The organism is Halococcoides cellulosivorans, assembly GCF_003058365.1.
GTDB classification, from domain to species: domain Archaea; phylum Halobacteriota; class Halobacteria; order Halobacteriales; family Haloarculaceae; genus Halococcoides; species Halococcoides cellulosivorans.
Genome location: NZ_CP028858.1, coordinates 150,647 through 176,431, shown reverse-complemented (window position 1 = coordinate 176,431; position 25,785 = coordinate 150,647). Strand labels below are relative to the sequence as shown.

At 63.3% G+C, this 25,785-nt stretch carries 28 protein-coding genes; 10 read left to right on the top strand and 18 right to left on the bottom strand.

The window, feature by feature from the left end; genetic code table 11:
• The first annotated feature begins 24 nt into the window (after positions 1–24).
• The 3 genes from HARCEL1_RS00885 to HARCEL1_RS00875 all read left to right on the top strand — a co-directional run bounded on the left by HARCEL1_RS00885 (position 25) and on the right by HARCEL1_RS00875 (position 3,803).
• Positions 25–1,200: a fibronectin type III domain-containing protein gene (locus tag HARCEL1_RS00885; RefSeq protein WP_108380743.1), complete on the top strand. Its 1,176-nt coding sequence runs from the start codon at positions 25–27 to the stop codon at positions 1,198–1,200.
• 51 nt (positions 1,201–1,251) lie between these two features.
• Positions 1,252–2,769, top strand: a complete 1,518-nt coding sequence (gene cysS, locus HARCEL1_RS00880) for a cysteine--tRNA ligase (RefSeq protein ID WP_108380742.1) — start codon at positions 1,252–1,254, stop codon at positions 2,767–2,769.
• Positions 2,770–2,954: 185 nt separating this feature from the next.
• Positions 2,955–3,803, top strand: a complete 849-nt coding sequence (locus tag HARCEL1_RS00875; RefSeq protein ID WP_108380741.1) for a hypothetical protein — start codon at positions 2,955–2,957, stop codon at positions 3,801–3,803.
• A gap of 40 nt (positions 3,804–3,843) precedes the next feature.
• Here the strand turns inward: HARCEL1_RS00875 and HARCEL1_RS00870 are convergent, their stop codons facing one another.
• The 4 genes from HARCEL1_RS00870 to HARCEL1_RS00855 form a co-directional block, all read right to left on the bottom strand.
• The gene (locus HARCEL1_RS00870; RefSeq protein WP_108380740.1) at positions 3,844–4,533 is read right to left on the bottom strand and encodes a competence/damage-inducible protein A; all 690 of its coding nucleotides are present in this window, start codon (positions 4,531–4,533) and stop codon (positions 3,844–3,846) included.
• A gap of 67 nt (positions 4,534–4,600) precedes the next feature.
• Complete coding sequence (locus tag HARCEL1_RS00865) at positions 4,601–5,302, bottom strand: DUF5803 family protein (protein ID WP_108380739.1); 702 nt, start codon at positions 5,300–5,302, stop codon at positions 4,601–4,603.
• Positions 5,299–5,964 carry a DUF2110 family protein gene (locus tag HARCEL1_RS00860; protein WP_108380738.1) on the bottom strand — a complete coding sequence of 222 codons (666 nt, stop codon included), beginning with the start codon at positions 5,962–5,964 and terminating at the stop codon, positions 5,299–5,301. The genes HARCEL1_RS00865 and HARCEL1_RS00860 overlap by 4 nt, the downstream gene beginning before the upstream one ends.
• On the bottom strand, positions 5,964–6,488 hold the full coding sequence (locus HARCEL1_RS00855) for a transcription factor (protein ID WP_108380737.1): 525 nt from the start codon (positions 6,486–6,488) through the stop codon (positions 5,964–5,966). The genes HARCEL1_RS00860 and HARCEL1_RS00855 overlap by 1 nt, the downstream gene beginning before the upstream one ends.
• Before the next feature lie 177 nt (positions 6,489–6,665).
• Between HARCEL1_RS00855 and HARCEL1_RS00850 the strand changes: the two genes are divergently transcribed.
• Together HARCEL1_RS00850 and HARCEL1_RS00845 are read left to right on the top strand one after the other, a co-directional pair.
• On the top strand, positions 6,666–7,082 hold the full coding sequence (locus HARCEL1_RS00850) for an HIT family protein (protein WP_108380736.1): 417 nt from the start codon (positions 6,666–6,668) through the stop codon (positions 7,080–7,082).
• A gap of 7 nt (positions 7,083–7,089) precedes the next feature.
• Complete coding sequence (locus HARCEL1_RS00845; RefSeq protein ID WP_108380735.1) at positions 7,090–7,413, top strand: DUF7113 family protein; 324 nt, start codon at positions 7,090–7,092, stop codon at positions 7,411–7,413.
• A gap of 20 nt (positions 7,414–7,433) precedes the next feature.
• Here the strand turns inward: HARCEL1_RS00845 and HARCEL1_RS00840 are convergent, their stop codons facing one another.
• From HARCEL1_RS00840 to HARCEL1_RS00825, 4 genes are all read right to left on the bottom strand, one after another.
• Entirely contained in the window at positions 7,434–7,718 is a 285-nt protein-coding gene (locus HARCEL1_RS00840) for a DUF5789 family protein (protein WP_108380734.1), read from the bottom strand.
• Positions 7,719–7,834: 116 nt separating this feature from the next.
• Positions 7,835–9,214: a serine--tRNA ligase gene (gene serS, locus HARCEL1_RS00835; RefSeq protein ID WP_108384026.1), complete on the bottom strand. Its 1,380-nt coding sequence runs from the start codon at positions 9,212–9,214 to the stop codon at positions 7,835–7,837.
• Positions 9,215–9,316: 102 nt separating this feature from the next.
• On the bottom strand, positions 9,317–9,703 hold the full coding sequence (locus tag HARCEL1_RS00830; protein ID WP_108380733.1) for a DUF424 domain-containing protein: 387 nt from the start codon (positions 9,701–9,703) through the stop codon (positions 9,317–9,319).
• Positions 9,700–10,437: a tetratricopeptide repeat protein gene (locus HARCEL1_RS00825; protein WP_108380732.1), complete on the bottom strand. Its 738-nt coding sequence runs from the start codon at positions 10,435–10,437 to the stop codon at positions 9,700–9,702. The genes HARCEL1_RS00830 and HARCEL1_RS00825 overlap by 4 nt, the downstream gene beginning before the upstream one ends.
• Positions 10,438–10,563: 126 nt before the next feature.
• Here HARCEL1_RS00825 and thpR point away from each other — a divergent pair, with 126 nt between their 5' ends.
• Positions 10,564–11,124: an RNA 2',3'-cyclic phosphodiesterase gene (gene thpR, locus HARCEL1_RS00820; protein ID WP_108380731.1), complete on the top strand. Its 561-nt coding sequence runs from the start codon at positions 10,564–10,566 to the stop codon at positions 11,122–11,124.
• A gap of 197 nt (positions 11,125–11,321) precedes the next feature.
• On the top strand, positions 11,322–12,134 hold the full coding sequence (locus HARCEL1_RS00815) for a ZIP family metal transporter (RefSeq protein WP_108380730.1): 813 nt from the start codon (positions 11,322–11,324) through the stop codon (positions 12,132–12,134).
• On the opposite strand, the gene HARCEL1_RS00810 is transcribed toward HARCEL1_RS00815, so the two are convergent.
• On the bottom strand, positions 12,131–12,628 hold the full coding sequence (locus HARCEL1_RS00810) for a hypothetical protein (protein WP_108380729.1): 498 nt from the start codon (positions 12,626–12,628) through the stop codon (positions 12,131–12,133). The genes HARCEL1_RS00815 and HARCEL1_RS00810 overlap by 4 nt on opposite strands.
• Before the next feature lie 241 nt (positions 12,629–12,869).
• On the opposite strand from HARCEL1_RS00810, the gene HARCEL1_RS00805 reads away from it, so the two are divergent.
• From HARCEL1_RS00805 to HARCEL1_RS00795, 3 genes are read left to right on the top strand one after another with little or no spacing between them, the layout of a single operon-like run.
• Positions 12,870–13,022: a 50S ribosomal protein L39e gene (locus HARCEL1_RS00805; RefSeq protein WP_108380728.1), complete on the top strand. Its 153-nt coding sequence runs from the start codon at positions 12,870–12,872 to the stop codon at positions 13,020–13,022.
• A 1-nt stretch (position 13,023) separates the two neighbouring features.
• Positions 13,024–13,302 (top strand): 50S ribosomal protein L31e, encoded by a 279-nt coding sequence (locus tag HARCEL1_RS00800; RefSeq protein ID WP_108380727.1) that lies wholly within the window; start codon positions 13,024–13,026, stop codon positions 13,300–13,302.
• 8 nt (positions 13,303–13,310) lie between these two features.
• Positions 13,311–13,976: a translation initiation factor IF-6 gene (locus HARCEL1_RS00795; RefSeq protein ID WP_108380726.1), complete on the top strand. Its 666-nt coding sequence runs from the start codon at positions 13,311–13,313 to the stop codon at positions 13,974–13,976.
• A gap of 289 nt (positions 13,977–14,265) precedes the next feature.
• Here HARCEL1_RS00795 and HARCEL1_RS00790 read toward each other — a convergent pair whose 3' ends face one another.
• The 9 genes from HARCEL1_RS00790 to HARCEL1_RS00750 form a co-directional block, all read right to left on the bottom strand.
• Positions 14,266–15,066, bottom strand: coding sequence for a hypothetical protein (locus HARCEL1_RS00790; protein WP_159076959.1), 801 nt, complete (start codon positions 15,064–15,066; stop codon positions 14,266–14,268).
• 371 nt (positions 15,067–15,437) lie between these two features.
• Positions 15,438–16,022, bottom strand: a complete 585-nt coding sequence (locus HARCEL1_RS00785) for a hypothetical protein (RefSeq protein WP_159076958.1) — start codon at positions 16,020–16,022, stop codon at positions 15,438–15,440.
• Positions 16,023–16,093: 71 nt separating this feature from the next.
• Positions 16,094–16,663, bottom strand: coding sequence for a hypothetical protein (locus HARCEL1_RS13245; RefSeq protein ID WP_159076957.1), 570 nt, complete (start codon positions 16,661–16,663; stop codon positions 16,094–16,096).
• The gene (locus HARCEL1_RS13685; RefSeq protein WP_233357369.1) at positions 16,660–17,562 is read right to left on the bottom strand and encodes a hypothetical protein; all 903 of its coding nucleotides are present in this window, start codon (positions 17,560–17,562) and stop codon (positions 16,660–16,662) included. Before HARCEL1_RS13685 ends, HARCEL1_RS13245 begins: the two co-directional genes overlap by 4 nt.
• Before the next feature lie 323 nt (positions 17,563–17,885).
• Positions 17,886–18,710, bottom strand: a complete 825-nt coding sequence (locus HARCEL1_RS13680) for a hypothetical protein (protein WP_233357368.1) — start codon at positions 18,708–18,710, stop codon at positions 17,886–17,888.
• A 337-nt stretch (positions 18,711–19,047) separates the two neighbouring features.
• Complete coding sequence (locus HARCEL1_RS00770; protein ID WP_108380723.1) at positions 19,048–20,166, bottom strand: nitrogenase component 1 family protein; 1,119 nt, start codon at positions 20,164–20,166, stop codon at positions 19,048–19,050.
• Between the two features lie 146 nt (positions 20,167–20,312).
• On the bottom strand, positions 20,313–21,098 hold the full coding sequence (locus HARCEL1_RS00765; RefSeq protein ID WP_108380722.1) for a hypothetical protein: 786 nt from the start codon (positions 21,096–21,098) through the stop codon (positions 20,313–20,315).
• A gap of 368 nt (positions 21,099–21,466) precedes the next feature.
• The gene (locus tag HARCEL1_RS00760; protein ID WP_159076956.1) at positions 21,467–24,943 is read right to left on the bottom strand and encodes a hypothetical protein; all 3,477 of its coding nucleotides are present in this window, start codon (positions 24,941–24,943) and stop codon (positions 21,467–21,469) included.
• A 107-nt stretch (positions 24,944–25,050) separates the two neighbouring features.
• Positions 25,051–25,767, bottom strand: coding sequence for a hypothetical protein (locus tag HARCEL1_RS00750; protein WP_159076955.1), 717 nt, complete (start codon positions 25,765–25,767; stop codon positions 25,051–25,053).
• Between the last annotated feature and the right edge of the window lie 18 nt (positions 25,768–25,785).

Sequence of the window (25,785 nt, the reverse complement as noted above, 5' to 3'; positions counted from 1 at the left end):
CTCTGTCCAACGTGTGAGAGAACGATGGCTGACGAGAACGATCCAACGGGGACAGGACAGCCGGTGACGACCCGGCGGGGCCTGCTGGCCTCGGCAGCGGGACTCGCAGGGGGTGCGGCCGTCGGGTCGAGAGTGATCGGAAGCGCATCGGGACGGCCGACCAACGAGATGTTTATCGACGACGTGACTGCCTCTTCGATCTCCTTTTCGTACGTCTCTTCGGCCACCCCCATCCAGATCAGGTGGGACGACTACGTGTTCTGGGTGGAAACTCCCGACTCCCCGGAGACGGTCGGTCGACCTCCGATCGCCCCCGACCGAACCTACGAGATAGAGGTCGACCAGGGGGACCCATCGACGACTGTCAGTGAGACACTGGACCCTGCGATAGTGACGACACCACCGGCCGATTCACCGGCACCAGGGGGACCGGAGTTCCGGTGGGCCACGTTCGACGTCACCGAAACCGAGGTCGTCGTCGGGTGGACCGCCGCGGGCGACGAGACGAACCGTGTTCACGTCGGCGCTGCACCAGTCACCGACAGGGTCGTCGAACCGCCGGTCACCCACGCAACTGCCGCTGATGGCCAGGCCACCCTGACTGGCCTCGATCCGGAGACGGCCTACTTCCTCCAGGCCTGGACGGAGACCGTCGAAAACGGCGAGGTCGTCGCGGAATCGGCCCCGATCGAAGCCGAGGTGACGACTGCGGGGTCGATCGCTCCGCCGGGGGACCTCTCGCTCGCCCCCGCCGAGGGCGGGATCGACCTCTCGTGGACGGCGCCCGCCGAATCCGTCGAGCGCTACGCCGTGCGAGTCGTTCCCGACAATCTCGAAGGTGTCTTCCGGTCGGTGCCAGCCAGCGAGACGAGCGTCACGATCGACGCGCTCCCACCGGGATCGGTCGTCGACGTCTCCGTCGAAGCCGTCACGGGCGACGGACGGTCGGTCCCGGCGCGAGCCGTCGTGCGGACGGCCCCCGACGTCCCGCAGATCGACGGCGTCCGGCCCCGTGATCTCGACGGCGACGGGATCCACGCCGATTTCAACGGCAACGGACGGATCGACTTCCCAGACGTCAATCGGTACTTCCAGCACGCCGACGACCGCATCCTCGAAGAGCACACTGCGCTGTTCGACATCAATGGCGACGGCCAGATCGACCTCCAGGACCCGTTGACGCTGTTCGAGTGGGTCTGAATCGGCCGGACCATCGACGGATTGATTGGCGCGGTACCGCTTGGCCCGCCAATGAGCGAGCACACGCCCCCCGACGGTGGCGATCCGATTCGGGTGACCGACTCGATGACCGGCGAGTCACAGGTCTTCGAGCCCACCGACGACGACCACGTTCGGCTCTATTACTGTGGGCTGACCACCTCGGACCCGCCGCATCTCGGTCACGCCCGCGGGTGGGTCCACGTCGACGTGATGGTGCGCTGGCTGCGGGCCCGCGGGTATTCGGTCGACCATATCGAGAACTTCACCGACGTCAACGAGAAGATCGTCGCACGCATCGGAGAAGCGGGCGCGGACGAACGCGATGTCGCGCAATCCTACATCGAGACGATCATCGCCGCGATGCGTGGCCTGGGCTGTGAGCGCGCCAGCGCGTACCCGCGCGTCTCCGAGCACATCGAAGAGATCGTCGCACTCGTCGAGCGATTGATCGACCGGGGCCACGCCTACGCCGTCGACGGGTCGGTCTACTTCGACGTGACGAGTTTCGAGTCGTACGGCGACCTCTCGAATCAGGCGGTCGACGAGATGGAGTCCCAGGGCGACCCCGACGAACGATCGGAAAAGCGCCACCCCGCCGATTTCGCGCTCTGGAAAGCCGGCGGCGTCGACCCCGCGGCGATCGCTGACCACCGTCACGACGAGGCCGCACCCGCCGACGAGGCCGTCGACGGCGCCCAGACCTGGGCGTCTCCGTGGGGTGAAGGTCGGCCCGGGTGGCACGTCGAGTGCTCGGCGATGAGCACGGCCCACCTCGCCGACACCATCGACATCCACGTCGGCGGGCAGGACCTGATCTTTCCCCATCACGAAAACGAGATCGCCCAGAGCGAGGCCGCGACGGGGAGGGAGTTCGTGCGCTACTGGCTGCACGTCGGCCTGCTCGAAACCGCCGACGAGAAGATGTCCTCCTCGCTGGGCAACTTCGCGACCGTCGCGGAGGCGATCGACGAGCACGGCGCAGGCGTCGTGCGCACCTTCCTCCTCTCGACGGCCTACGACTCGCGGGCGACCTACAGCGCGGCGACGATCGCGGAGGCCCGCGATCGCTTCGAGACGCTTCGACGCGGGTACGAGCGCGCCCAGGAGGGGGCCGACAGCGTCGCGGCGTTCGCGACCGCGCCGGACGACGACCTTCGTGACGCCGTCGCGGACGCACGTCGTGAGGCCCACGACGGCCTGAACGACGATTTCAACACCCGCCGCGCGCTCGCCGCACTCGAAGCGGCCACCCGTGCGGTCAACCGCCACGTCGATCGGGGCGCGCCGTACGACTACCAGGGCTGTCGCGACGCGATCGCGCTGTACGACGCGATCGCGATCGACGTGTTGGGCCTGCCGCTGGCGGTCGCGGCGGGCGGCGACGCCGACGACCTGGTCGACGATCTGGTCGAACTCCTCCTGGAGGTCCGCGAGCGCGACCGCGAGGCCGGCAACTACGACCGGGCCGACTGGGTGCGCGACCGACTCGACGAGCTGGGCATCGAGGTCGAGGACGGCGACGGCGGCCCGACCTTCCGGCGGGCGTAGCTTTATCCAGAGCGCGCTCCACGGACCGGTATGATCGTCCTCTCGGGAACGCTCGATCCGTCGACGGTGAACCTCCTCGGCGTCCTCGTCGGCGGCGGCGGCCTGCTCGCCACGCTCGGCTGGCTGTACGCCCTCCTCCGGTGAACATCCCAAGGCATTCATCAGCGGGCGCGTAACCGCTGGCAATGACGCCCCAGGAGTTTCTCGAATCCGACTGGGACACCTGCATCGTCCTCGACGCCTGCCGCTACGACGTCTTCGAGGACGTCTACGACGAGTATCTCGACGGCACGCTCGAAAAACGCGAGAGTCTGGGCTCCTCGACCCCCGAGTGGGCGTATCGCACCCTCGACGGCGATCACGACATCGCCTACTTCTCGGGGAACCCCTTTATCAACGACCTCGGCATCGCGCTGAAAGACCTCAAGTGGGGCGCGAGCTGTGACTACGACTGGACGGCCAACGATCACATCAAGAGCGTGATCGACGTCTGGCAAGACGAGTGGGACGACGATCTCGGCACGGTCCCGCCGGCGGGAATCGAAGCCTCATATCGCGACCACGCCGATCTCGTCGACGAGCGCGAGCGGACGGTCCTCCACTACATGCAGCCTCACGCCCCGTTTCTCTCGCGTGACGGCGGCCCGAAACTCGAACAGATCCAGGAGGGGATCAAACGCCAGGGCGACGACGATGCGAGCCAGGGGCCACTCGGACGGATCGGTGACGCCGTCCGCCCCAAGATGGAGCGCCTGCTCGAAGGCAGCGAACTCGCCCAGAAAGCGGGGCTCTGGCTCGAAACCGGAACCACGGGGTTGCTCTCGGACGGCACCCGGGAGACCGGCCTGAAACTCCACGAGGAGAACCTCAGGATCGCGCTCGAAGAGATCGCGACGCTGGTCGAGGACCTCGACGGCCGGGTGGTCGTCACCGCCGACCACGGCGAGGCGTTCGGAGAAGAGGGCGTCTGGGAACACCACATCGAGACGCACATCCCGGCGCTGATCGACGTCCCCTGGCTCGAACTCGATTGAGCGCACGGCTGAGAACGCGACCGGCGTCCCTCCCCCCCCCCTATTTCTCGACGTCGGCGTGTTCGCGAACCCAGTCCGCGGCCGCGGCGACCTCGCTGTCCTCGGTGCCGGTGAGTTTGATGCGGACGACCTCGCCCGGATACGAGCCGACCTGCACGTCGAAGCGCTCGCGGACACCCTCGATGACGTCGAGCAGTTCGGACTCGTGGCCCGGCACGCGCACGACCTCGATCACGGGCCGCGTACCGCCGAACTCGCCGGCGACGGCCTCGAACATCGCTTTCATCTCGGCTGGCACCCCCGGGAGGACGTAGACGGTCTCGACGACTGCCCCGGGCGCGACGCCCTCGCTGTTGGGCAGGTGGCGCGCGCCGGCGGGCAGGGCGACGGTGTCGGCGGCCAACTCCTCGTTCGAATAGCCGCGTTCGGCTTCGAGATACGCGATCGCGTCGGGATGGGGCTCCAGCGGCCGGTCGAAGAGTGCGGCGATGGCGGCCATCGTGCGGTCGTCGTGGGTCGGGCCGAGTCCACCGGTGGCGATCACCGCGTCGAACGCGTCCCGATGGCGGTCGACGGCGTCAGCGATCGCCCCGATGGAGTCACCGACGACGGTGATCCGACGGGGATCGGCGCCGCGTTCGTGCAACTGCTGGCCCAGCCAGGCGGCATTGCCGTTGACGGTGTCACCGACCAGCAGTTCGTCGCCGACGGTCACGATGCCCACCTCCATGCCCGGCCGTCCGCGGTCCACGTCCATAACCCCCGCGACGGTCCCCATCGCGCGGAAAGGGCGACGGCTACTCCTCGAATTCGAGACCCGCCTCGACCCGGCGGCGCTGGAGGCGACGCAACGCCCTCAGGTAATGAATCGCGCCCGCGAGGAGCACCAGGCCGATCAGTCCGAACAGGGCGGCGAGCACGAACGGGTCACGCTCGTGGTAGTAATCGACCGAGAGCTGATCACTCGTGACGTTCTGCCAGACGATCTCGGTCCGTGGTCCCGAGCGATTCACGGTGTAGTTGCCGGGGTGGACCCGCGAGAGCACGGGGAGGCCGACGGTCGTGTTCGCGGGCAGCGTCACCCGATGAGAGCCAGTCACGACCGTCTGGGCCCCGAGGTGTTTGCTCCCGGCAGGCGCCGAATAGGCGAGCTGGCCCGACCGGGCGGGGAGCTCCAGGGTGAGCCGGCGACTCGATTCGTCGACCTCGAACGCCGAATGGTTGTAGACGGTCCCGTTGTCGGCACGGAAAGAGAGCGCCGAGATGGGCAGCGGCGACTCCTGGCCGAACGCGTCGCGCTGGTAGAGCTCGACGGTCGTGCGGTTCTCGATACGATAGACGGCACGGTACTCGTCGCCCTCGACGGTCAGGTGGGCGGGCTCGGTCGTCGACCAGTTCGTCGTCGCGTTCTCGGCGAGGTCGGCCTCCGAGACGGTGCCCGAACAGCCCGCGAGCGCGACGAGTGCGAGCACCGCGGCGACGGCCAGCGCCCGCCTCATGGCGTGACGGCGAGCATCTCCGCGGGGAGATACTTTCCGACCGACGCGATCAGGCCCGGCGGTGCGGTCTCGGGCGTACAGACCACGCTCTGTTCGAGCAGGCCCAGCCGTTCGATCGTGACGATGTCCTCGGCGTGGCCCGCCCGGTTGAGCGTCGCGCGCAGTTCCGAGCGCGTGACGTTGTTGACGTTGACGCGGCCGTCGCCACGCGTCCACTCGAACAGGCGGTCGCGCTCGGCGTCGGCCAGCCGCGGCGTCTCGCCCGCGACGAACTGCATGGGGAGATGCTGAACGAGGCCGAACCGACGGCGGATCCGCGAGGGACCACCTTCTCCGAGGCCGAGCTGGTCGGCGGGAATGTGGACCGGTTGCCCCGCGTCGAGGACGATGCCGTCGGCGTCCCAGGAGTTGAGCGTGCCGACGTGGACCTCGCCGTCGGTCAACTGCGGGGTGATCGTCCCCCACTGCTCACCGAGGACGGAGCGCGCCGCGGCGGCGTCCGGGCCCTCGATCGTCACGGAGGGGAAGTCGTCGTCTCGAACGCCGATCGTCCACTCGACGTCCAACTCACCGATCGCATCCCCGACCATGCTTTCGAGGCCGTCGAGCGCGCGCTCGCGGGCCTCACCGCGGACCGTGACCTTGCTCGCGAGAACGACCATCAGGCCACCCGCTCGACGTTGAGTTCCGCACGCAACTCGTCGATCCGGCCGTCCATCGCGTCGACGAGCGCGGTGTTCTCCATGGACTGCAGCGAACTCCCACAGTCGGGACACTCGAAGTTCACGTCCATCGCCTCCTCGAACTCGAAGCGGATCCCACACTGCTCACACAGGTAGAACTGGTGGTCGGTCTCGTACTCCCGACGGCGTTCGAGTCCCTCCAGCAGGCGGTGGAGTTCCGATTCCAGCTGTTCGGGGATGTTCTGGTATTCGAACGTCCAGAGGTAGGTCAGCCACCCCGAGTCCTCGTCGCGCAACCGGCGGTAACTCGCAAGGTCGTTCTCGTAGAGGATGAACAGCGCCCGGCGGACGTCGTTCAACTCCAGATCGAGTGTCTCGGCGAGTTCCTCGTCGGTCACCTCGCCGTCTGGCGGTGCAGCGGCGACCGGCATGCCCGTCGGGCCCACGAGTTCGTGGAGGTACTTCTGGATGACGGGGTCTTCCAGGAGACCGTCAAAAGCCATGTCCAAAAGACCGGCGCTGGCGCGGTTAAAGGTTTAGGTCCGCTATCGCTGGCACGGCCACGGTCGACCACGACATCGCGTGGTCGCCTGCGCCGACGCGAGCGACTACACCGACCACGACATAGCGTGGTCCGGAGGACCACGCGTTTAACGTACCCGCCACCCGATCGTTCGCTCATGAGCGACTGTGTGTTCTGTTCGATCGTCGACGGCGAGATTCCCGGCCATGTCGTCCACGAGACCGATCGCGTGCTGGCCTTTCTCGACGCCAACCCGTTGCGCGAGGGCCACACGCTGGTGATTCCGAAAGCCCATCACGAGCGCCTGGGCGAGATGCCCGACGAACTCGCGGGCGAGGTGTTCGCGGTCGCCCGTCGCCTGCCCGACGCGATCGCTGACGCGGTCGGGGCCGACGGCGCGACCGTCGCCGTCAACGACGGCCCCGCCGCGGGCCAGGAAGTGCCCCACAGCCACGTCCACGTCGTCCCCCGGACCGACGGCGACGACGTGGGCCCGGTCCACGCGCTGTTTGCCGATCGCCCCGAGGTGAGCGACGACCGCCTCGCTGAGATCGCGAGCGCGATCGAGGCCTGAGGAGTGCGTGCTCCGAATCGAAGGGCGATACGCGGACGTCGCGCTCACGGGGACGCTGTACGAACCCGGCGACGACCCACCCGAGTATCGGGGAGCGCCCACGCCCGAGACCGATTTCGTCTGGGTCTGTGACGCGATCACGCCCGTCGGTACGGGCGGTGTCGTCCAGGAAATCGACGGTCGAGAGGTGCGGGTCATCTTCGAGCAGCCCGCACCGCGTGGGTTCGATGATCGCGGGCGGGCGATCGACGCCGCGCACGACCATCTCGTCGAACAGTTCGCCCGATTGGGTGTCGATCCCGACGCCGCCACTGTCTCTGTTCTCGACTGACGCCGTCGCGATCGGTCGTGCTAGAGACTGCGTGTTCGGTGGCGGTCCTGGCCAGTGCCGCCGCGGTCATCGTAGAACTTCCGCCCGACGTGGGCGTCGCCCAGGTTCGCGAGGATCGCCTCGTGAGCCTCGGTCGCGGAGCCGTACTGGGGTTCATCGGTGGCCTGGAGCGCGTCCGCCAGGCGCGTCGACCCACCGTCGGCGGCGGTGACCTCGCGGTCCCCGACGGCAGCGATGAGTCCAGCCCGGTCGACCGGGAAGTCGCAGTTGTCGGTCAGGTGCGTGTGGATCTCTGTGAGTTCCATCCGTACACTGCGTTACGGACAGTCATTAATAAACATGTTGTTTATTTCTTGTCAGAGTGACGCACGCCGATCGCTGTCGCTGGGCACGGCAGAACTCTCGAGACGAACCGCCGGCGTCAGGAATCGCTCTCGCCGAGGGCGCTCTCGTCGACGGGGTCCAGGCCCTCGATCGTGTCGATCCCACCCATGTACGACTGGAGCGCGTCGGGCACGGCGACGGTGCCGTCCGGGCGCTGGTAGTGTTCGAGGATGGCGACCATCACGCGGGGCAGTGCCAGCCCCGAAGCGTTGAGCGTGTGGACGTACTCGGCGGACTCGTGGCGCTCGGGTCGGTATCGAATACCCGCCCGTCGGGCCTGGTAGTCCTCGAAGTTCGACGCCGACGAGACTTCGAGCCAGCGACCGCCGCGGTCGGGCCCGTCGTCCATGTCGTCGCCAGGGGCCCAGACCTCGATATCGTAGGTCTTCGCCGACGCGAAGGTGAGATCGCCCGTACAGAGTTCGATCACACGGTAGGGCAGGCCCAACTCTTCGAGGATCGCGGTCGCCTCGTCGAGCAGACCCTCCAGGCGCTCGTCACTCTGTTCTGGCGGGACGAAGTTCACCATCTCGACTTTGTTGAACTGATGGACGCGGACGATCCCGCGGGTTTCGGTGCCGTGTTCGCCCGCCTCGCGCCGGAAGTTCGGTGTGTAGGCGGTGTATTTCAGCGGGAGTTCGTCGGCGATCAGCGTCTCGTCGCGGTGCATGTTGGTGACCGGGACCTCCGCGGTCGGGCAGAGCCACAGGTCCTCGTCGGCGTAGGCCTCGCGTTCGTCGCCGCCGACGCGGTAGGCGTCCGCGGTGAATTTCGGGAGTTGCCCCGTCCCCGTCATCGACGCCGAGTTGACGGGGATCGGCGGGAAGACCTCGGTGTAGCCTTGCTCACGGTGGCGATCGAGCATGAACTGCACGAGTGCGCGTTCGAGGCGTGCGCCGTCCCCACGCAGGAAATAAAAGCCCGCGCCCGAGACTTTCGCGCCGCGGGACTCGTCGATGATGCCCAGGCGCTCACCCAACTCGTAGTGCGGGTCGACCGTGCTCGGGTCGACGTCGCTCTCCGCGACGCCCCAGCGGTCGATCTCGACGTTGTCGTCTTCGGTCTCTCCGACGGGCACGTCGTCCTGGGGGACGTTCGGAATCGCGAGCAAGCGATCTTCGAGGTCCGCTTCGAGGTCTTCGGCGCGGGACTCGACCTCCTCCAGGTCGGCTTTGAGGTCCTGTGAGCGCTCGATGGCCGCCTCGGCGGCCTCGTCGTCACCCTCGCGTTTGAGCGCGCCGATCCGTTCGCTGACCTCGTTGCGCTCGTGGCGCAACTCGTCGCCACGCGCCTTCAACTCGCGCCACTCGGCGTCGATCTCCAGGAGGGCGTCCAGATCCACGTCCGTGACGCCCCGCTGGTCGAGCATCGCGCGCACGTCGTCGGGGTTGTCCCGGACGAACTGGCGTGATAACATGGCAGCGGGTTCTGCGGGCCGGGCCAAAATCGTGTCGTTCGCGCCCTCGGGCGCGGGGCCCGCGACCACGCCAGTCCGGGGCGTGGCCGTTCGGTCGGGCCCCTACATCCACATCGCTTGCGCGTGGGGCGTCCCCTCGATGTCGAGGACGTTCGCCGGGTCGACGACGCCCACCTCGATCGCCAGATCGACCACCTCACGACCCACGAGATTCGCGACCGCACAGTCCGCCAGTCCGTCCCGGACCGCCGCGGCGTCCGCGCCCTCTTCCCCGTAGAACTCGGCGGTGATCGTCAGGCTCACCTCGTCCTCGGCGATGGTCTCGCCGATCAGGTCGGCGTCACACGCGGCGAGCAACGTTCCCTCCTCGGTCTCGCGGATCGCCAGGCGGAACGGCTGTGGCTGGTCGGCGTGGGGCGTGTCGCTCTCCTCGGGCACAGCGTGGCCCTCGGGCGCGTCGCCGTCCTCGGGCGTGTCGTCGGTGCTCATTCTGAGAGGTGTTCGTCCATCATCTCGGCCTGTTGGGCCTCGCGGAGTTCGTCGGCCTCGTCCGCGAGTTCCTCGGCGCGTTCGTCCTCACCGATCTCTTCGAGGGCGCGGGCTTTCTCTTCGAGCAGCGCGGCGTTGCGGAAGCCCAAGCGAACGGCGTTGTCGAACGCATCGACGGCGTCCTCGGCGAGGCCGCGTTCGAGCAGGAAAAAGCCGCGATTGTACCAGGCTTCACCGAAGCGGGGATCGATCTCGACGGCGCGCTCGGCGTGTTCGAGGGCCTCCTCGGAGCGCCCGAACTCCCAGAGGGCAAAGGCGAGGTTGGTCTCGGCGGTGGCGGCGTGTTCGGAGTCCTCGTCGATCTGGATGGCCTCTTTGTACGCACCGATCGCCTCGTCGTACTCTTCGAGTTCGGCGTGGGCCGCACCCTTGTTGATGCGGGCCTCCTGCTCGACGAGTACGTCGTCAGCGTACCGCGCGGCGCGTTCGAGCGTCTCGGTGGCCTCCTCGTAGCGGTTGATCGCGATATACTGGATCCCGACCTGGAGGAGTTCCTCTGCACTCACCGACTCGGAGTCGATCGAGCGCTCGTCGAGCAGATCGGCGATCACGCGCGAGTCGACGGGGTCGACGGCGTCGGGGTCGACGTTCAGATCGGGCGGGTCGAGGTCGAACCCCTCGTAGGGCTCGTCGAACCCCTGGCCCTCCGAATACTCGTGGTCGTCGTCGGTCATACCCCGAGATTGACGATCGGCAGTAATGAGGGTTGGGTCACGGAGAGTCGAACGTGCTGGATCGCGGCCCGACATCGCGAACGGCCCGACCGCAACGCCCGAGTGCCCCGGCGGGGAAGGGCGGCTATGGCCAGACGGCTGTTCGTCCGGATCGAAGTGAGCGCGCTCGCCGACGCCATCGGGGAGGTCCAGGCCCCGTTCACGCGCGCGGCGGGCATCGATCCGACCGATCCCGACCGGGCCCACGTCACACTCAAATTCGTCGGTGACACCGCCACCGATCGAGTTCCCGAGATTCGCGAGGCGGTCGAGCGCGCGGTGAGAGAGGCCGACGTCGGGCCGTTCGAGGCGCGACTGGGTGGGCTCGGCGTATTTCCGGAGTTCGAGTACATCGACGTCGTCTGGATCGGCGTCCCCCGGGGCGCAACCGAAATGACCCGCCTCCACGACGCGCTCGAAGACCGGACGACGGCGATCGGCGTCGATCCGACCGACCACGAGTTCACCCCGCACGTCACTATCGGGCGGATGCGCCACGCGGGCGGGAAAGAACGGGTTCAGGAGTTGGTCGCCGAGCGCGACCCCGACGTCGGGACGGTCAGCGTCGAGGCGGTCGAACTCACCGAGAGCCACCTCACCGGCGACGGGCCGACCTACGAGGTCCTCGATCGCATCGCGCTGGAGTGAGGGGTCCCGGCTCTCCGGCCCCCTCCCCCACCGACGGCGACTGTCCGCGAACCGACAATATTTGCCGAGAACTGCCAGCGCCCAACCCCCGCTGATTCGGGCTCGAACGGTCGTTAGGGCGGCCAAACCGTGTTAGGTTCACCAAAGACATAGTCGAACTGAAACATTTAGGGGCGTCCGGCTCGAAGCCAGCAGTAATGGAACTCCACGCGTTGACGCTGGTCTTCGTCGCGGGGCTGATCACGGCGCTCGCGACGGGGTTAGGGGCGCTGCCCTTCTTTCTCGTGGGCGACGTGAGCGACCGGTGGCACGTCGTGCTCTGGGGGTTGGCCTCCGGGTTGATGCTGTCGGCCTCACTGTTCGGTTTGATCAAGGAAGGACTGGCAGCGACGGCGACGCCACTGCGTGACATCGCGCCGGGCCTGCTCGCGGGTGTCGTGCTCGTCGTGGTGAGCCACCGGATTCTGGACGGTGCGGAGATCGACCCTCGGGAGTACGCCGAGGCGGACTTCAAGAAACTCGTGCTCGTGCTCGGGATCTTGACCGTCCACAGTTTCCCCGAGGGCGTTGCCGTCGGCGTCGCGTTCGCGGATCTGGATCTCGCGGGCGCGACCGGGCCAGCGATCGCGGGGATGACCGTGCCGCTGCTCGCGGTGTTCATGACCGTCGCCATCTCGATTCACAACGTCCCCGAGGGCGTCGCGATCTCGATCCCGCTGCGCGCGATGGGCGTCTCGGAGTGGCGGATGGTCTGGTGGGCGATCTTTTCGAGTCTGCCCCAGCCGATCGGCGCGGTGATCGCGTTCGCGTTCGTCCGCCTCGCCCGGGAGTGGCTCCCCTTCGGGTTCGGCTTCGCGGCGGGCGCGATGATCTATCTCGTCGTGACGGAGTTCGTCCCCGAGGCCCTGGAGGTCGGTGAGTCGCTCTCGACGAGAGGCCGGCCGGAACTCGTCGCCGGGCTGCTCGTCGGGGTCGTCACCATGCTCCCGCTCGCATTGATCGAGGTCTAGACGGGCAGCGCCGACTTCGTGACGGTCAGATCCAGTGCGACGGAGAGTGGCCCGGCGGTCTCGGGCGGGACCGTCTCCATCCGATACGCCGAGTGATCGATCACGAAGTAGGTCTCACCCGTGGCGTCGATCGAGACGCGCCCACGGTCCGGCGTCGACGCCTCGAAGCCGTCACCGCCCTCCCTCGGGACGGCGTGTGACCCGATCCGAATGTCGCCGCCCGGCGTTCGTTCGGGGTTCTCGCCGTCGATGAAGGCTCGGTAGGCCGCGAGATCGCGCGAGGACGTGAAAAAGTAGATCGCGAAGCGCTGGTCGTCGCGGGCGACGTAGCTGATCGCGTCGCCCTCGGCGGGGATCGTGACGATCTCACCGCGACCGCGCGTTACGTGAATCGGGCGAGCGGGCCGGACGGTCATGACCTGGCCGCCCGTACACCCCGCGAGCGAGCCGACGGCGGCGGTCCCCAGGGCAGCCAGATACGAGCGTCGGTCCATATCCAGGATAGCCTATCACCCCCAATAGGTGGCGCGTCCCCGTTATCGTTCCATAGAACCGGGCATGGAACTCCATCTGATCCGCCTCGAAGACCGACAAAACCCACCAAGAGACCGGCTGCAGTCCAGCCAGCAGAATCAGTCCCGATACCGCACACGGTCGTCCCGAGCGACATTTCCACCAGGGCGTGCGGTGCGGAAGGACACACATATATGGACTCCGACGGTAGAGGTCGCCACCATGGGCAAGAAATCGAAGGGCAAGAAACAGCGCCTCGCCAAGCTGGACCGGCAGAACAGCCGCGTCCCCGCGTGGGTCATCATGAAAACCGACCGCGAAACGCAGGGCAACCCGAAGCGGCGCCACTGGCGGCGCTCGAACACGGACGAGTAAGATGAGCGCCGACGAATTCGAGGAGCGGGTCGTCACCGTTCCCCTGCGCGACGCCAAGAAGGCCCCGTCGAACGAACAGGCCGACGAGGCCATGAAGATCGTCCGGTCGCACCTCGCCAAGCAGTTCGGCGTCGAGGAGTCGGTCGTGCGCCTGGACCCCTCGCTCAACGAGCGGATGTGGGAGCAGGGCCGGTCGAGCCCGCCGTCGAAGCTGCGAGTTCACGCCGCCCGATTCCAGGACGACGACGAGCCGGTCATCGAGGCCGAGCCGGCGAACTGACGCTTCGCGTGCTCCGTACTTCGATATCCGGATCGTCCTACGTCGGCGTGTTCGCCAGCGTGACCGACGAGTACGTCCTCGTCCGCCGCGACGCCGAGGCGGATCTCCAGGACGCGCTCGCCGCGGAACTCGACGCCGAGGTTCTGGCGACGACAGTCGGTGGCTCGGCCACCGTCGGTGCGCTCGCGGTCGGCACGTCTGCGGGCTGGCTCGTCGGCGGTCAGGTGACCGACGCCGAGCGCGAGGCGATCACCACGGCGACCGACCGCCCGGTCCGGGGGCTTCCCGGCCGGATCAACGCCGCGGGCAACGTCGTCGTCGCGAACGACAGCGGCGCGTACGTCCACCCCGACCTCTCCGGGGAGGCGATCGCCGTGATCGAGGATGCCCTCGGCGTGCCCGTCACCCAGGGCACGCTCGCGGGCGTCGACCCGGTCGGGACCGCCGCGGTCGCGACCGACCGTGGCGTGCTCGCCCATCCCGAAGCGAGCGACGCCGAACTCGACGCGCTCGAAGACGCGCTCGGGGTTCCGGCCGACGTCGGGACGGTCAACTACGGCGGTGGCCTCGTCGGGTCGGGCCTGCTCGCGAACACGAGCGGCTACGTCGTCGGCCCGGAGACGACGGGGCCCGAACTCGGGCGGATCGAGTCGACGCTCGATCTGGTCGACTGAGGCTCTTTTCGGTCGGTGTGTGAGGCGGGGCTGGGCAGCGTCAGCGACGCGTCCGCGCCGGTCGCGCTCGCCTCGTAGCTCACCCAGATCGGATTCTCACCGTTCTCGCCGACCTCTGGGAGTGACTCGGTCCACGTGGTCGTACTCCCCGGGCCGGGCTCGACCGCATACGGCGAGCCAGTCGCCGCAGAGTCGTCGGTCTCCGGTGGTGCGTCGAGCGCGTTACCGGTCAGCGAGCTCTTGAAAGAAGATTCGATTTACCTCAACCAACAGTTCCAACTCGATCAGCCTATCGTCCCGCACCTTTCAGCATGGCCACGTCGTCGACCGGCAACGCCGCGAGCGACTCGTCGAAGGTGTGGCCATCGGTTCGATCCTGGACGACGACCAGCTTTCGCTGTAGCGTGCCATCCTCGTATGCTTCCCGTGCCTCGGCCACCATCGCGTCGTCGTAGTGCTCGCGCCACTCGGCCTCGTCCAGTGCCGCCTCGATCCACCCATCCGACAGCACTCGTCCAGCCTCGCGTTCGGGAACGTCGTCGGCACTGACTGGCTCGCCGCCCGGGTGGTAGATCCGGCCGGCGATCACCGGACGGTCCTCGTCGTCACGTTCCAATTCGAAGAACCCGACATCGCTGGTGAACTGCAGCGAGTCGATATCGATGTCGAGCGTCGGATCGTCTGCGGGGATCTCCTCACGGAGCACTGCCTCGGGCACGCGATCGGACTCGATCATCGGATCGAGGCCGTGGCGACGGGCCAGCACGACGGAGGCCGCCACGTCGTCGAGGACGTACTCGCTCGGGTCGTCGGGATTCGGCGCTTCCGAGACGAAAAAGTCGTGGAGGTCGGCGAGTGCCGCCTCCACGTCGGCCGTCGAACCGTCGAGGACCGCCGCGTAGAACTCGGGGATCGTCTCCCAGTACAGACTCGGGTCGTCGGTCACCTCGATCGCGTCGCGGAGTTCCGCGACGTACGTCGTCGCGCGGTCGTCATCGAGCGCGAGCGCGGCGTGGGCTTTCATGTCGTAGAAATTCGCCGGACTATCCGGGTAGTCCTCGGCAAACTCGTCGAGGTAGACCTCGTCCACGGCGATGGCCTCGCTGGCGATCTCTTCGATGAGGTCCTCGTTCCGGCTGAGAAGGGCGTCGTTGAGCGCCGGGTAAAAATCGCGAGACTCACCCTCCCAGTCAATCCGCTCTCGACGATCACGGAGTCTTCTGTGGTGGCATATTTTTTCGAAAGTAAACTCAGCAGCACGGCCATAGCAATCACGGCAGTCAGTCGTAGCACCATAGACCGCTGCGGTTCGAGCGAGATTCGAAAATCCGCGAGTCATCGAATGATAGAGGTTCGACATTCTATTCGGATTGGCTTTCCCATCGTTCCACAGATCGACACTAAATTGCATGTCTTCGACAGTTTCGTCAATCGACTGTTGAATCGTCTCTGCCGAGAGAGTCATTGCGTAACACCACTGGTTCGGATGATATTCACATCGTCGATATCGAAGTCCGTTAGCCCACTCGTGATTGATTTCCCTGCTGGACCATCTTGCACGACGAAGATCTCCTTTCGATAATCCTCCGTTCGAATAGCTGACCTAACTTCGGTGTATTCGTCCATATCACTGCTGGATATTTCATCACCGAACGCATCATCAATCCAGTTGTTTTTCATCTGCCGGGCCCCGTCACGGTACGAGTCCAGCATCCCCTTGCCCGGTGTCTTGCCTTGGCGCGTGAACTTGACCTCTGTGATGACATAATCGTCGCCATCCTTGGCGATGAGGTCGATGCCCGGATCCGTACCGCCTTTGTCCGCGTAGAGGACATCGTAGCCCGTCCGACGTTCGATCATCTCCGGTGCGATGTCGCCCTCGACGACCTGCGCGCCGATGTCCTGGCTGCTCATGTCGCGCAGTTCATCGATCGAGGCATCGCTGTTCGACGTGTAGAACGACTCGCCGTCGTCGGGATGGCGGAGTTCGACCTCGATGCCGTGTTTTTGACCCTCGACGACGAGATCGCCGTCGACGCGCTTCACCGCCGAGACGGTGTCGAGATCGTCAGCGGCGCGGAGCGCGTTCGGTGTGGTGTCGCTGTCGTAGCGAGCCGCTAATGACGCGATTGGAGTGACGGGGTGTTGTTAGCACAGTCGACGAGGGACTTGTCAAGCTCGTCGAGCGCTGTTTCGAACTCTTCGAGTAGGTCCTCGCCCCATTCAAGCGGAAAGGCCCGAACGTCTGCGAGATAGTCGTGAGCAGCATCGCTCACGGCCTGAGAAAACTCACAACGATCAACGACGTATCCACGGGCACTCTCGGAAACAGGGAGTGGCGGTTCCTGGACGGAGCCACCAGTAACTCTATGTGCTAACCGAAGATCAGAATCAGATAGCGGTTCAAGTATGAGACGTGAGACCGTTGGACCGAACTTCACCACATTTTCCTGATATATTTTGACATCGCCCTTAGAGAGGGAGATAGCCCGCTTTACCAATCCCGAAAAGACTGTGTGTAGATATTCGCCTGCGAATTTGGGTTCCCAACTGTGTCGCCACTGACTCGGATCTTCCTCCTGGTACTGGACCACCCTGCGCCCGTTTACGAAGATGTTCAGACCACCACGGACATCGTTCACGTCTTTCACTTCATCACCTATGGTGTATTGAATCTCGACAGTCATGGCGCATCACCAGATGGATAGACGGTCTGTATTACACCAGTTTTGGGATTTCGACGAATCGTGATCTCATCGACGCCAAATCTGTCGAGGGAACTTCCACTATAGACTAATTCACCAGCGTCATCTCCAACATTGCCACGACGGACCGTGATCTCGATTGCATCCTTGAGTTCCCCAGGACCCACCTCTTTGGGGAACGCTTCTTCGGGGAATTGCTCTATCTCACTCCCAGGCTGGACTGGCCAGTCGCCGTCCGCATCTGGATGGGCATGTCGAGCGACGACGTGTTTGAAGTCGTGCATCCCGTCACCAGTCAGATCGATATCGCTTGCCCACTTGTTCGTCTGGAGCAAGTAGGTCGGACGACCGTTCGGGCCGTATTCGATCCTCTCAATGTCCTCGAAGCCAATAGTCTGACCGGACTTCAGCTTGCTTTTACCCCGAAGCTGGTGGTTGAGCCCTGTGAGTTGGCCATCGAGTTGGTGATAGAACGATGCCTGTGAGACATCCGCATCGATCTGCCCGTCCAACCGCCTGAATTCACGCCATCGCGTGCCTGGATTGTCAGCATCTGCGAGATCTCGTACGGCCCGGGCATCGAGATCGCTCTCGGCGATCTGTTCGTACGTTTCAGAATCGACCCGTGACTTGATCGAATCGCTAATATCCTTCTCGACCCGCCACATCGGCGAGTCGAAATCGAGCTGGATCGAACACGGACTGTTACAGGCGTAGTCCAGAGCGGCGCGAACGCCGTCCGTGTCCAGGTCGCCAGCGTTCCGCGCAGCGGTCGATCGGCCGTCGACGAGTGACGTGAGGTGCTGTCGCTCGGTCGCATCGAAGTCGGCGTATTTCGGCGCGAGATTGCGCCGTGCGTCCGCCGGCACGTCGAGATCCATGAGGGCGTCCAGCGAATCGCCGTCCATCCGACGGAGCGCCCGCGCCGTCGCGGGATCAGCGTCGTTGAGGAGTCGTCCAAGCCGCTGTTGTTGATCCGCATCAAGCGCATCGATATCGATGTCGGCCCGACGGAGGTGATGCCGCACCCGCAGCGAGGATCCGACCGTCTTCGCGGGGCCATAACGCGCTTTGAGCGGCTGAGTGACACGCCAGCGCCCGTCGACAGCCTACGCGTCAGCCGTCTCTGGACAGGTCAGTCTGACACGGGAGGGTCAGAAAACCGCAACCAAAACCGAGCTCTTGAAAGATGGATAGCGACAGTTCAGACAAGTCTTGTCTCGATGAACTGTTCGACCTGCCGGGGATCGTCAACGTCTGCTAGTTCGTCCAGTGCAGATTCAATGGTCGTGACGTCCATCTCGTCGGATTGATCGTACGCCCGCCCCAGCGACACGAGCAGTTCGATCTTGTTCGTCTCCACCGGCAGGGCCAACACGCGCGAGACGACCGTCTCGTCGTCGGGCGTCGCGGCTCGAACGAACGCGGGCGGAATGACGTCGTTCAGCAGGGCCGACGCTCGCGGTACAGACGGGACCGCGTCTGGGGGCGCTTCGGTCAACATCGCATCGACGAACGCCACGTTGTCGTCCGGCCCGTCGACGATCACACTCCGCACGAACCGGTCGTCTTCGACGCGACGGAGATTCCGATCGTCGTCGACGTACACGCGGACCAGTTCGAGATCCGCGTCGCGAAATCCCGCCTCGACATCGTCGGGATCGACACAGACCTCGGTCCCGTACTCGCCGGGATCGAGTGCCGCGAAGGGGTCAGAGAGGTCCGTGCCGTCGCTCTCCGCGGCCGCATGTTCACCAGTGGCGTCGCCGAACCGTGCCGATTGGATGTATGTGGCCTCGGTCGGCGGTCGCCAGTCGCCCCAGGGCGACTCGACTTCGATGACGAGCGTATGGTGATCGCCGAGTCGGGCGACGTACCAGGGGTCGTGATCGAACAGTTCCTCGACGCCGCCGAGATCAGTGAGAACGTGGTCCGCATAGACGCCGAATCGCGGGGGCGTCTCGATGGCCTTCGCGATCGGTCGGTCGTCTGGGACGACCTCCACCCCGCGTTTTTGCGAGTTGAACATCGGAATATACGAGGCGTCGAGGTCAAGCGCTAATCGGCAGATGAGTTCGAATATCGCCTCTATCGCTTGTTCATCGCCTTCATCGTTCTCTGGATACACCAACTTTCCAAAATTAATTATAGGCTCGCCATTACGGTCATCGTCAGGCCTGAATTGGGCATTCGTCGTGAAATTCCTATAGGTAATTGGTAATACATACGTACCAGAGGGTAATTCATCATCCTCAGAGTCGTTAATATCGAACCCTATTTTTCGGGCAATTTCGCCAAATCTGGCAACTATATCACTGTCTAATTCTGCTTCGAACAGTGCGATTATCCATTCTCCTCTAACCATATCAACTATTCAATTCCTTATATGTGGTAAATTCCAGTGTGTACTCTGAGTCAATTCGCCTGTTTAACTCTTCACGCAAGCGCTGCTTGACCCCCAATTCTTCGAGCCGAGAGTTGTATTTTTCGGGGAAGACAGCCACCATCTCATCATCGACATCATTTGCCTTGATCTGGGTCTCCAACTGATCGACAAATGGATTGTCGCCTTTGAGCATCTCAGATTCTATAATGAATTCCTTCTCAGAAGTCCGGTATTTCGACTCGATAGCCGGTGAATCGAGTGTGTTCCCGTTGACCGTCAGTTCGCCATCCAGGTCGACGTCAATTTCGGTCGCGTCCTTCGCCGCACCCTCGACATCCGGAATGTCGCGATTCATCCGGATATCGCTCGCATCGATCTCCGGGTGTTCGAGAAGTGAAGTGGCGATGTCCGACTCGCCGGCGACACCCTTGTAGTACGTTTCTCCCTGTCCACCGGCAGTGAGGTAGTCGTCGAAGCCCTTCTTACTGAGCGTGTTGAGGTCATCGATGACGGCACTCGGATCGGAGCCCGGTCCCTCGGAAACGGAGTCTCCGGCCTCTTCGAATCCTTCGACTAACTTGATGGCCCTGTCGTTGTCGTAGTTCTCTGAGGAGGCTACCTCTTCGAGAGTTTCCTGGAGTTTCCTCGTGTCGGAACTGGAGAGACTGTCGACCGAATCGTCGAGCTTACTCACCCGTTCAGTCACCGGGTAACAGGGACTGTTACAGATCTCGGTGCCCAGCAGGCGGACACCAGCAGAGTCCGATCGCTCGATCGAATTCCGGGCGAACGTCCGATCTTCCCCGGAAAGTGAGCGATAATTGTCGAGAGCCCGCCGAGCGCGGTCGGTATCGACATCGTCAGTGCCGAACGTCCGGAAGAAGCTCCGTCGAACGGATGCGTCGTCGACATCCAATATCTTCCGTCGGGTGTCGCCGTCCATCCGACGGAGCGCCTTCGCGGCGTCGGGGTCGGCATCACTCAACAGCCGACCGAGTCGGCGTTGCTGGGTGTCATCCAGCGCATCGACATCGAGATCCGCACGGCGGAGGTGATAGCGGACTTTGAGACTCTTCCCGACCGTCTTCGCCGGGGTCATGACCCGCTTGGCACCTTTGAGTGTCAATCCAGCGCCCTTCGAGAGCCCGCGCGCCAGCCGGGTCTTGAAGTACCAGTTTCTAAATACGTTAGGAGATAACCTCGACCAATGTATTCATATCCTGAAATTAAGATCAGAAAGAATACTCAGACGAGACGCGTCTCGATGAACTGTTCGACCTGCCGGGGATCGTCGACGTTTGCTAGTTCGTCTAGCGCAGATTCGACGGTTTCGACGTCCATCTCGTCAGACTGACGGTAGGCCCGCCCCAGCGACACGAGCAGCTCGATCTTGTTCGTCTCCACCGGCAGGGCCAGCACGCGCGAGACGACCGTCTCGTCGTCGGGCGTCGCGGCTCGGACGAACGCCGGAGAAATGGCGTCGTTCAATAGTGCCGATGCTCGCGGTGTCGACGGAGGCGCGTCCGTTGGTGCTTCTGTCAACATCGCATCGACGAACGCCACGTTGTCGTCCGGTCCGTCGGTGATCACACTCCGCACGAACCGGTCGTCTTCGACGCGACGGAGATTCCGATCCTCGTCGACGTACACGCGGACCAGTTCGAGATCCGCGTCGCGGAAGCCAGCGTCGACATCGTCGGGATCGACACAGACCTCGGTCCCGTACTCGCCGGGATCGAGTGCCGCGAAGGGGTCAGAGAGGTCCGTGCGGTCGCTCTCAGTGGCCCCCTCGCCGAACCGTGCCGATTGGATGTATGGAGCCTCGGTCGGCGGTTGCCAGTCGCCCCAGGGCGACTCGGCTTCGATGACGAGCGTGTGGTGGTCGTCGAGATGGGCGACATACCAGGGTTTGTGATCGAACAGTCCCTCGATGCCCCCAAGGTCTGCGAGTACGTCGTCAGCGTAGATACCGAACCGTGGCGGCGTCTCGATGGCCTCTGCGATCGGCCGGTCCTCGGGAAAGACATCCATCCCACGCTTCTCTGTGTTCAATACTGCAATATAGGCGGCCTCAAATTCAATTGCTAAACGGCAAGTGAGTTCGAATACTGCCTCGATTACTCCATCGTCAATCTCAACACCATTATTTTGATACATGGGAGTCCCGAACCGAATCAGTGGGTCTCCATCACTGCGAGCCTCCCCCAATTTGAAAGACAGATCCGTGGAAAAACTCCCGTATTCTATTGGGAGTACATACGTTCCAGTCCGGCGCTCTCGTGCCTCTGATCGACGAACTTCAAATCCTACTATTTCACATATGGAACAAGCTTTCTCAACAATCCCCTCACTAGGAGGCCGTCCAAAGACCGCAATCATCCACACTCCTTGGCCCATACTCATACCCGTAGTTCTTGGAAGGTAGTAAACTCTAACTCGAAGTCGTTATCGATCCTGCGATTTAATTCATCTCGTACTTCTTGCTTGAGTCCCAATTCTTCCAAGCGAGAATCGTATTCTTTTGTAAATACAACCACCTCATCATCAACATTGTCTGATTTGAGTTGGGTTTCGAGTTGATCAACGAGGGACTTGTCGGTGATACTATTCCCACCCATCACTTCATCTTCAATAAAGATGTCTCCCTTTTCGCCAACAGTCCAATGTTTCGACTCGATAGCCGGTGAATCGAGGGTTTTTCCGTTGACCGTCAGTTCGCCATCCACGTCGACGTCAATTTCGGTCGCGTCGTTCGCCGCATCCTCGACATCCGGAATGTCACGGTTCATCCGGATATCGCTCGCATCGATCTCCGGGTGTTCGAGAAGTGAAGTGGCGATGTCCGACTCGCCGGCGACACCCTTGTAGTACGTTTCTCCCTGTCCACCGGCAGTGAGGTAGTCGTCGAAGCCCTTCTTACTGAGCGTGTTGAGGTCATCGATGACGGCACTCGGATCGGAGCCCGGTCCCTCGGAAACGGAGTCTCCGGCCTCTTCGAATCCTTCGACTAACTTGATGGCCCTGTCGTTGTCGTAGTTCTCTGAGGAGGCTACCTCTTCGAGAGTTTCCTGGAGTTTCCTCGTGTCGGAACTGGAGAGACTGTCGACCGAATCGTCGAGCTTACTCACCCGTTCAGTCACCGGGTAACAGGGACTGTTACAGATCTCGGTGCCCAGCAGGCGGACACCAGCAGAGTCCGATCGCTCGATCGAATTCCGGGCGAACCTACGATCTTCCCCGGAGAGCGAACGATAATTGTCGATAGCCCGACGAGCGCGGTCGGTGTCGACATCATCTGCACCGAACGCCCGGACAAAGCTCCGCCGAACGGACCTATCGTCGATATCCAATAACTTCCGTCGGGTGTCGCCGTCCATCCGACGGAGCGCCCGCGCCGTCGCGGGATCAGCGTCGTTGAGGAGTCGTCCAAGCCGCTGTTGTTGATCCGCATCAAGCGCATCGATATCGATGTCGGCCCGACGGAGGTGATGGCGCACCCGCAGCGAGGATCCGACCGTCTTCGCGGGTTTGAAAACCTTTCTCGCCCCGTCGACCGTGTAGCCGCCGGCACTGGCCACCCCGCGGAGCAGCCGCGATTTCACGTAGCGTCCCGGCGCGGTGGCCTTTCCGTACGCTGTGTCGATAGCCTGCGCCGCTTTCAGGACTTTCGTTCCTTCGAGGTTGTCGACGAGCCTGCTGAATTGCGAGGACGATTTCACTGCTTTCATCGCCTGATAGCCGACGATCGTCTTGACGACCTCCAGGCCGACGAGGCCGGCGTAGTACGAGGAGCGGAACTCGTGATACCGGTTGGGCTGAAGGTCCTCCTCGTAGGGGTTCGCCATCCGCATCTTCCGCTCGTAGTCGTCGGCCATCGCCTCCAACACCCCTCCCTGTTTCAATACGTCGACGATCTTCGTCATCGACTGAGCGTAGCCCACCGGGTCGGTGGCGACATTTTTGACGAGATTACCGACCGATGTCGCCGTTCGTGCCGCTCCCGCAGTCAGCCCGGATACAACCCCCAAAGAGATCGCAGTTTTCGAATTGTTAATATCAGCGTATTCCTCGGTCATCCGGACATAGACCGGCTTGTTCGAATAGACTAACACCGTGCGCGTGTTTCCATTGACGTCCTCGGCCTCGATATACTGATTTGCGCCGGTCGCGGAGTCGATGATGAATCCGAGCTCGTCGATCGAATATTGGTAGTTGACTCGCTCCTGCGACGGTTCCGACGAGTAGGTGTTGCGAACCTTCACCGTTTGCTTGTGTTTGACACGAGTTTCAGCGAGCCCGTGGGTGTCCGTCGCGACGAATTCTCCGTACGCGACCGCACGGTCGGTGAGTGACGCCTGAACTTCACCGTCGAGCCATTCGACCGATATCTCCGGTTTGGTCACGTCGTACAGCGTCGGGTCGAGTCCCTTGTCGAACTCTTCACCGTCGCTCAACGAGTCACCATCCGTGTCGGGGTTTTTCGGATCAGTCCCCAGCCGATATTCTTCCGAATCGTTGAGTCCGTCTCGATCGAAGTCCGGGTGGAGCGGAATGCTCGAAACGTGCTCCTTCGTGAAGTGCTGATCGACCGCTTCGAAGTCCCCTTGGTCCATCGCGGCAACAGCAGCCATCGCGTCCTCTCGATTATCGGCGGCACGAACGGTCCACCCCTCGTGTTCTCGCCAGTCTGACAATCCGTCGCCGTCCGTGTCGCTATTCGTCGGGTCGGAGTAGACGCGCTCGACGACCAGTCGGCCGTCCTCGATCTGACTCGCCGGCCGCTCCAAAGTCAAGTCGACCTCTTCACCGTCACTCAGTCCGTCGTTGTCGGTGTCGGCGTCGTACGGATGTGTCGAGAAGCTATCGACCGACCCGATCTGCGGGACGATCGTCGCCCGCTCGACTCGATCCGAGAGTCCGTCGCCGTCCGAGTCGGCGTGGGTGCGAACCCCCTTCACGTCGACGCTCGCATTGATCGCGCGCAAGGTGAGTGCCGACGCGCCCTGAATGCGCTCGCCGGGCAACTGCTCGACCCGAATCCCGTCGGTCTCGACCGGCACTCGCCAGGCCTCGCTCCCCGTCGAACTGTGAGCGGTCAGCGTGATCGAGGCGTCAGCACCGGTCGCACTCGCCTCGTAGGCCAGCCACAGCGATGAGCCGTCGGTCTCGGGCAGTGACTCCTCCCAGGTCATCGTACTCCCCGGGCCCGGCTCGACGCCGTAGGGCGATCCAGGACTCGTACCACCGATCGACGGGGCGGTCGCCGCACTCTCGCCGCGCGTGACGTTGCCGACGATCTGTTCAGCATCGTAGCCGTCCGCGCCCCACCAGTTCCCGTCGAGAGCGACGCGACTGTTCGACGCACTCGCGTCGATCAGCGTCCCATCGTCGATAAACGACGAGTCGGTAATCTGCCAGCGACTCAGTTCCCAGACCCTGATCGCGGGGCCGTCGATATCCTCGAACCGACTGTCCGAGATCGACCACTGGTCGAGTTTCGGGCCGTCGTCCGCTGAAACATCAATGCCGACGTCTGTCGACCGAATCTCCAACCCCGTCGCGTCGACCTGTCCCTGGAAGGCTGCCGCTTCGACGCCGTGCCACGCGCCAGTGATCGAGAGGTCTCGAATGGTCCACGTACTGTTTGCTCTCGAAACGGTCACCCCGTGCCCGTAATCGTCCATCTGGGCGATGTCGACGTTCGAGACCGTCCACTCGCCCCTGGTGTTTCCGGCGATGATGCCGCGATTCGTGCCCCGAATCGTCACGTCACGAACGGTCCAGTCGCCCGTGGAACCACCGGCACCGATCGCTCGCTCAGTCGATGGACCGATTGCGGCCTGCTCGATCGTCCAGTCACCCTCGGCATGGTTCACGAACAGTCCCGCGAGTTCGACCTTCGAGAGCGTCCAGTCGCCACTCGATCCGCCCGCGACGATCCCGTGGTGGGTCTTCGAATGATTGGGGTCAGATCCGCTGCTGATCAGTCAGTGAACCCGAGGTGATCCCGCAATCGCTGTTTGTGCTCCCGAGTAAACTGTAAATCGTCCGTCGCGACGAGTTCCATTCCTCCATCGGGCAGGGGTTCGCTTCTCCAGACGGGCGCCGACTTCAGTCGCTCTCGGCCAATGTCCTCACAGATTTCCGGGGACAGCATCATCAACCAGTACACGTCGGGCAGCTCCGGTGTTTCGAGATGCTCTCTGGTTACCGTGGTTTCGTACTCGTGTTTGAGGGGGAGCTGAGAGAACGCGAATGGGGCAGGGAGGTGTTCGTATACCAATCGAACGCTATCGATGACCTCCTGCAATGTATCGCTGCCATCCTCTCCCGAGAAGATGACATCTTTCAGCACAGCTACATCTAGGTGGAGTTGAACACCTCCAATATTGGGGTTTTCGAGATAATCGAGTGAACTGCGATTGTATAAGCTAAAGTCTATATTATCCATAAATATGTGTATACTTATATTATCTCCAGATATAAATATTTTGATGCCATCAGTTATTGGCACCCATTCGTCGCCATCAATGGATTCTTCGTCGAAAATGTAGCACCGACTACTGTCACATTCCCAGTTTGTACACCAGTGTTGATGCAAACCAGCCTTTACCATAGTTCGCAACTCGTCTTTCAGGAACCTGTCCGCTGATGGGATTACAAAGTAGTAATATTCCGGATCAATATTTCGAGCATCCATATTTTTCAACCACTAATT

Coding starts and splice junctions, on each gene's coding strand:
- HARCEL1_RS00750 (WP_159076955.1), bottom strand. CDS start 25,767: ATGGATGCTCGAAATATTGATCCGGAATATTACTACTTTGTAATCCCA.
- thpR (WP_108380731.1), top strand. CDS start 10,564: ATGGCCAGACGGCTGTTCGTCCGGATCGAAGTGAGCGCGCTCGCCGAC.
- HARCEL1_RS00815 (WP_108380730.1), top strand. CDS start 11,322: ATGGAACTCCACGCGTTGACGCTGGTCTTCGTCGCGGGGCTGATCACG.
- HARCEL1_RS00870 (WP_108380740.1), bottom strand. CDS start 4,533: ATGGAGGTGGGCATCGTGACCGTCGGCGACGAACTGCTGGTCGGTGAC.
- HARCEL1_RS00860 (WP_108380738.1), bottom strand. CDS start 5,964: ATGGTCGTTCTCGCGAGCAAGGTCACGGTCCGCGGTGAGGCCCGCGAG.
- HARCEL1_RS13685 (WP_233357369.1), bottom strand. CDS start 17,562: ATGGATCTCGACGTGCCGGCGGACGCACGGCGCAATCTCGCGCCGAAA.
- HARCEL1_RS00825 (WP_108380732.1), bottom strand. CDS start 10,437: ATGACCGACGACGACCACGAGTATTCGGAGGGCCAGGGGTTCGACGAG.
- HARCEL1_RS00850 (WP_108380736.1), top strand. CDS start 6,666: ATGAGCGACTGTGTGTTCTGTTCGATCGTCGACGGCGAGATTCCCGGC.
- HARCEL1_RS13245 (WP_159076957.1), bottom strand. CDS start 16,663: ATGACTGTCGAGATTCAATACACCATAGGTGATGAAGTGAAAGACGTG.
- HARCEL1_RS00855 (WP_108380737.1), bottom strand. CDS start 6,488: ATGGCTTTTGACGGTCTCCTGGAAGACCCCGTCATCCAGAAGTACCTC.
- HARCEL1_RS00770 (WP_108380723.1), bottom strand. CDS start 20,166: ATGACCCCGGCGAAGACGGTCGGGAAGAGTCTCAAAGTCCGCTATCAC.
- HARCEL1_RS00810 (WP_108380729.1), bottom strand. CDS start 12,628: ATGGACCGACGCTCGTATCTGGCTGCCCTGGGGACCGCCGCCGTCGGC.
- HARCEL1_RS00805 (WP_108380728.1), top strand. CDS start 12,870: ATGGGCAAGAAATCGAAGGGCAAGAAACAGCGCCTCGCCAAGCTGGAC.
- cysS (WP_108380742.1), top strand. CDS start 1,252: ATGAGCGAGCACACGCCCCCCGACGGTGGCGATCCGATTCGGGTGACC.
- HARCEL1_RS13680 (WP_233357368.1), bottom strand. CDS start 18,710: ATGTTCAACTCGCAAAAACGCGGGGTGGAGGTCGTCCCAGACGACCGA.
- HARCEL1_RS00885 (WP_108380743.1), top strand. CDS start 25: ATGGCTGACGAGAACGATCCAACGGGGACAGGACAGCCGGTGACGACC.
- HARCEL1_RS00840 (WP_108380734.1), bottom strand. CDS start 7,718: ATGGAACTCACAGAGATCCACACGCACCTGACCGACAACTGCGACTTC.
- HARCEL1_RS00800 (WP_108380727.1), top strand. CDS start 13,024: ATGAGCGCCGACGAATTCGAGGAGCGGGTCGTCACCGTTCCCCTGCGC.
- HARCEL1_RS00830 (WP_108380733.1), bottom strand. CDS start 9,703: ATGAGCACCGACGACACGCCCGAGGACGGCGACGCGCCCGAGGGCCAC.
- HARCEL1_RS00865 (WP_108380739.1), bottom strand. CDS start 5,302: ATGAGGCGGGCGCTGGCCGTCGCCGCGGTGCTCGCACTCGTCGCGCTC.
- serS (WP_108384026.1), bottom strand. CDS start 9,214: ATGTTATCACGCCAGTTCGTCCGGGACAACCCCGACGACGTGCGCGCG.
- HARCEL1_RS00765 (WP_108380722.1), bottom strand. CDS start 21,098: ATGGATGTCTTTCCCGAGGACCGGCCGATCGCAGAGGCCATCGAGACG.
- HARCEL1_RS00875 (WP_108380741.1), top strand. CDS start 2,955: ATGACGCCCCAGGAGTTTCTCGAATCCGACTGGGACACCTGCATCGTC.